At 36.9% G+C, this 3,894-nt stretch carries 5 protein-coding genes and 3 pseudogenes; 3 read left to right on the forward strand and 5 right to left on the reverse strand.

Annotated features, from left to right (window positions below; translation table 11 throughout):
• Positions 1-69: 69 nt before the first annotated feature.
• From ACFIL8_RS08090 to ACFIL8_RS08100, 3 pseudogenes are all read left to right on the forward strand, one after another.
• A pseudogene (locus ACFIL8_RS08090) lies at positions 70-389 on the forward strand (hypothetical protein).
• Positions 390-431: 42 nt separating this feature from the next.
• Positions 432-972 (forward strand): annotated as a pseudogene (locus ACFIL8_RS08095) (hypothetical protein).
• A gap of 592 nt (positions 973-1,564) precedes the next feature.
• Positions 1,565-2,022, forward strand: a pseudogene (locus ACFIL8_RS08100) (antA/AntB antirepressor family protein).
• A 103-nt stretch (positions 2,023-2,125) separates the two neighbouring features.
• On the opposite strand, the gene ACFIL8_RS08105 reads toward ACFIL8_RS08100, so the two are convergent.
• From ACFIL8_RS08105 to ACFIL8_RS08125, 5 genes are all read right to left on the reverse strand, one after another.
• Complete coding sequence (locus ACFIL8_RS08105; protein WP_375628908.1) at positions 2,126-2,407, reverse strand: type II toxin-antitoxin system YafQ family toxin; 282 nt, start codon at positions 2,405-2,407, stop codon at positions 2,126-2,128.
• Positions 2,394-2,657 carry a type II toxin-antitoxin system RelB/DinJ family antitoxin gene (locus tag ACFIL8_RS08110; protein WP_375628888.1) on the reverse strand — a complete coding sequence of 88 codons (264 nt, stop codon included), beginning with the start codon at positions 2,655-2,657 and terminating at the stop codon, positions 2,394-2,396. The genes ACFIL8_RS08105 and ACFIL8_RS08110 overlap by 14 nt, the downstream gene beginning before the upstream one ends.
• A 124-nt stretch (positions 2,658-2,781) precedes the next feature.
• Complete coding sequence (locus ACFIL8_RS08115; RefSeq protein ID WP_375628886.1) at positions 2,782-2,991, reverse strand: hypothetical protein; 210 nt, start codon at positions 2,989-2,991, stop codon at positions 2,782-2,784.
• A 75-nt stretch (positions 2,992-3,066) separates the two neighbouring features.
• Positions 3,067-3,363 carry a HigA family addiction module antitoxin gene (locus tag ACFIL8_RS08120; protein ID WP_375628884.1) on the reverse strand — a complete coding sequence of 99 codons (297 nt, stop codon included), beginning with the start codon at positions 3,361-3,363 and terminating at the stop codon, positions 3,067-3,069.
• A 16-nt stretch (positions 3,364-3,379) separates the two neighbouring features.
• Entirely contained in the window at positions 3,380-3,694 is a 315-nt protein-coding gene (locus ACFIL8_RS08125; protein ID WP_375628882.1) for a type II toxin-antitoxin system RelE/ParE family toxin, read from the reverse strand.
• Positions 3,695-3,894: the final 200 nt, after the last annotated feature.

Genomic DNA, 3,894 nt, shown 5'->3' on the forward strand with positions numbered 1-3,894 from the left:
AATTTTTCACAGAATAAAAATCAATATTTGACTAATGATGTCATTAATTATGACTCAAAAGGAGCCATAATGAAAGCTGTCATCACTACGTCAATGTGTGTTGTTGGAGACAATAAAAGCGCTGTTCGCTTTGAACCATTACCCCCAATAATCCATTTGTTGAAGTTTCTAATCAGGTCTACGCACGTCTCAAGCGCGCCAATGCTGCAAAACCTTTTGTTGACGTCAAAACAACAGCAAAACCTAAAAAGACAGTTGAACAAATTAAGCAGATAGAACAAGAAGTAGCACAAACATTATCTGAACCAATGACTGAAGAAACCTTACTCGAAAAACCAAAAGCATCTAAAGCTTCCAAGCCATCAACACCTACTCTTAAAAAGGCTTAGACGTTGAAGTTAATCATCCACCAAAAATGGTATCTTCAACAGGTGAAGGATACCTTCACCAGTCTTCAAGCACCACACCTTAATTGGGCTTTGCGTAATGCTCTAAACACCGCAGCAAAACAGTCGAACGCTTTACTGAAAAGCAAATTGCCGATGTTACATCTGCCCAATCAAAGCATGTTAAGCAAGGTATTTATATTAAAGAAAAGGCGACAGCAAGGTTTCTTGAGACAGATATCATTCGTTCTGGAACACCGATACTTCTTAAATTTTTTAAAGCAAAAGAACAAAACGCGGCGTGACTTACACAACTGTTTGGAAAAAAACAAATCTTGCCCATGTTTTTATCAAGGATGGGAGTTTTCCAAAGCGTGTTGATTTAAAAAAGATGAAGGGTAATGTTTTTCAAAGAGCGGATGGAGATCAATTCCCCATTGCAAAACAAGAGGAACCCTCAATTGCTAGGGTGATGTCAAAGCCAGAGATTACAAGTGCTATTGCACAATATGCCAATGAAAGATTAACCAAAAATATACAGAGACAACTTTCTCGTCAAGAATACGCTGCTAATAAGAAAGGCTAGATCATGTTCTCAAGCTTTATCTATATCTTACATATCCTTATGAGTTTATGCATTACACACTTTGATTGCAATTTTAAAAACAGATTATCACTTATGCTTTGTTTTTCCATAAAAAAGTCAATAAAATCAATATAAAAGGTACTTCTCAGCGGGTTGGCTTCGTTGCGGGACAGGCTAGTGCGAACTATCGCTAGCGACAGAATTTTCAATTTGACTGTACATTGTACACTTAACTCATTGATAGATAACAATTTCAATATGTACACTGTACAGTATGTGAAACGTTTTCTTAGCAAAAAGTAATTTTTGTTGCTGAACAATTCTATAGTAATAGGTATTTTCGAATCAGGTGCCTCAAAACAACTAGCGGATTAGTTGCCGAAATAACTAATCTTCCGCAATTTAAAAGCTTTAACTCATTGTATGCTACATGCATATAATAGCTTTGTCAGGTGTGGCTATACTATATAACACCCTTCGGGGAAAGGCGTAACGACGGACTAGATGCCGTTTTTCTTAGTGCCCAGCACTCTTTTAGAGTGTCATTAAGGAACGTCTAATCGATAGGAGTTCATTATGAACATTCTTAAAAATATCAGAACAAGTCATTGATCCGAAAACCGTTCAAACTGTTAATGCGCGTGAATTGCATACGTTTTTGGAAGTTAAATCGGAATTTAGAAATTGGATAAAAAATCGCATTGAGGAGTACAGCTTCCTAGAAAATAAGGCCTTTATAGGTTTCGCTAAAATTTTAGCGAAACCTAAAGGTGGTCGTCCAAGTACAGAATATCACATCATATTAGACATGGCGAAAGAGCTCTCAATGGTTGAACGCAATGAGAAAGGACGCCAAGCACGCCATTATTTTATTGAATGTGAAAAGAAACTAAAAAGCCAATCTACTAATTATGATAGTGATAAACGCTTTGATGATTTTACTATCTTCGCCAACATGTTTTGACAAATTATTCTAAAATCATAGGTATCATCTTTGGTCGTCTTTTAAAAATAGATGAAATCAAAAAAGAGCTTGATCATTACAAATAAGTTACAAAAGAAGCTAAACGCGTTTTAGCAAGATCTGTCGTGAAACTGCTTAGATTTAAAGGAATATGACATACCTCCCCGTTCTCAAAAATGGGGAGGTGGTTTAAAGATCAAGTTTTGAATGGGAGCCCAAACGCATTAAAATCAATCGATCTTGACCAATCAAGCGATAAATCAACACTAAGTCAGGTCGAATATGGTAATCTCGATAATTGCTCCAATTCCCAGTCAATGCATGGTCATGATATCGAGGTTCTAAAGGCGGGTCATTTGCTAATGCTGCAATGATTTGGCGCAAATCAGTATCTAAAAGATGCCGATACCGTCCTTTCATTTCACGATTGAAATCACGTTTGAAGATGGTGGTACGTTCAATCGTCCGCATAGAGATCATCAAATAATTCATCTACAGAATGAAACTTTTTTAAGTTGCCCTCATCCAATTCAGCAAAAGCCGCTATGGTTTCCGCATTGGGTTGAAACAAAAAGGATGGAATAGCTTTATCTTGCGCAATGCGTGTCATCAATACTCTCACGACATCACTTACTGATAAACCAGAGGCTTGAATAACTTGACTAGCAACATTTTGAATTTCTTCTGGTACACGCGCTTGAACCATACGACTGGCAGCCATGATGACTTCTCCTTTCTCAATTGTATTTCAATGTAATACAATTGAAGTATAATTTCAACTGTAAAGCATCATTTTTTAAAGTGGAGAGGTGGTTGATTTAGCAACCGCTTGCTTTTTTAGACTTTCACCCACGTTTACGGCGTTCTTTTGTTACATATTTAAAGAAAGAGGGTGGTAAAACATCTTTAGCTGGCTTTAGACGTGCACGTTCTTCATCTGTCAATGATGGAGAATCCACAGCTTCCAAATCTTCTTTTGTATAGCCACATCTTATTTTAAAGTTTTTTTTGAAAACCAATAATTCTTGTGTGACTTGAAGCGTTTCCGTTTGCATACCGGAATATACACCCGATTATACCGGATCGTCAATTATCTGTTATGCCGTCAAACCTCAAGAGTGGAAAGATCATTAAACCCTACATTCAAATTTATTGATTTTGGCAAATTCGTCTGCTTTTTCAGTTTGTAATATACTAACGTCATAAGCAGCTTGCATGTTAAGCCAAAATTCAGCAGTAGTATCAAAAAAATAGGCTAATCTTAATGCTGTATCTGGAGTCACTGGACTATTTTCCGCAATAATACGTTCTATCCTCGTGCGTGGAACATTTAATGCTTTTGCAAGGGCATAAGCAGAGAGAGCATATTCTTTTAAATATTCCTCCCGTAAAATTTCTCCGGGATGTATAGCAATATAATTTTTCATCTCGACCTCCTACAGATCAATGATAATCTACGATTTCAACTTCATAGGCGCCATTAGAACGCCATTCAAAACAAATACGAAACTGGTCATTAATACGAATAGAATATTGACCTTTACGCTCTTCTTTCAATGCTTCTAAACGATTTCCTGGAGGACTGCGCAAATCTTTGAGGTCAACTGCTTTATCGAGCATAAACAATTTTCTTTGGGCTATACGTACTAGAGTTGTTGGAAAACCTTTAAGCGGATTACCTTCTAAAAGATCTTTACAACGCTTATCCGCAAAAGATTCAATCACCAAATCACCTTCATTCGCTCTTTTATATATCATAGCATGATACTAATCTAAAAAAAGGATGAATGTTGAAAAATATTTAGCAATAGGTGCAAAATGACCAAGAAGCATCGTGAGGGTCTATCGGTTCGTGCGTTTGCGAAGAAGATGGGTGTTTCACATAATGCGGTGGTTTCTCGGATAAAGACAGGTAAATTTGATGCGGCTCTTTTTGAAGATGGTTCTGTCAATGAAGC

The sequence above is a fragment of the Bartonella sp. AP57NXGY genome (assembly GCF_042195805.1).
Taxonomy (GTDB): domain Bacteria; phylum Pseudomonadota; class Alphaproteobacteria; order Rhizobiales; family Rhizobiaceae; genus Bartonella.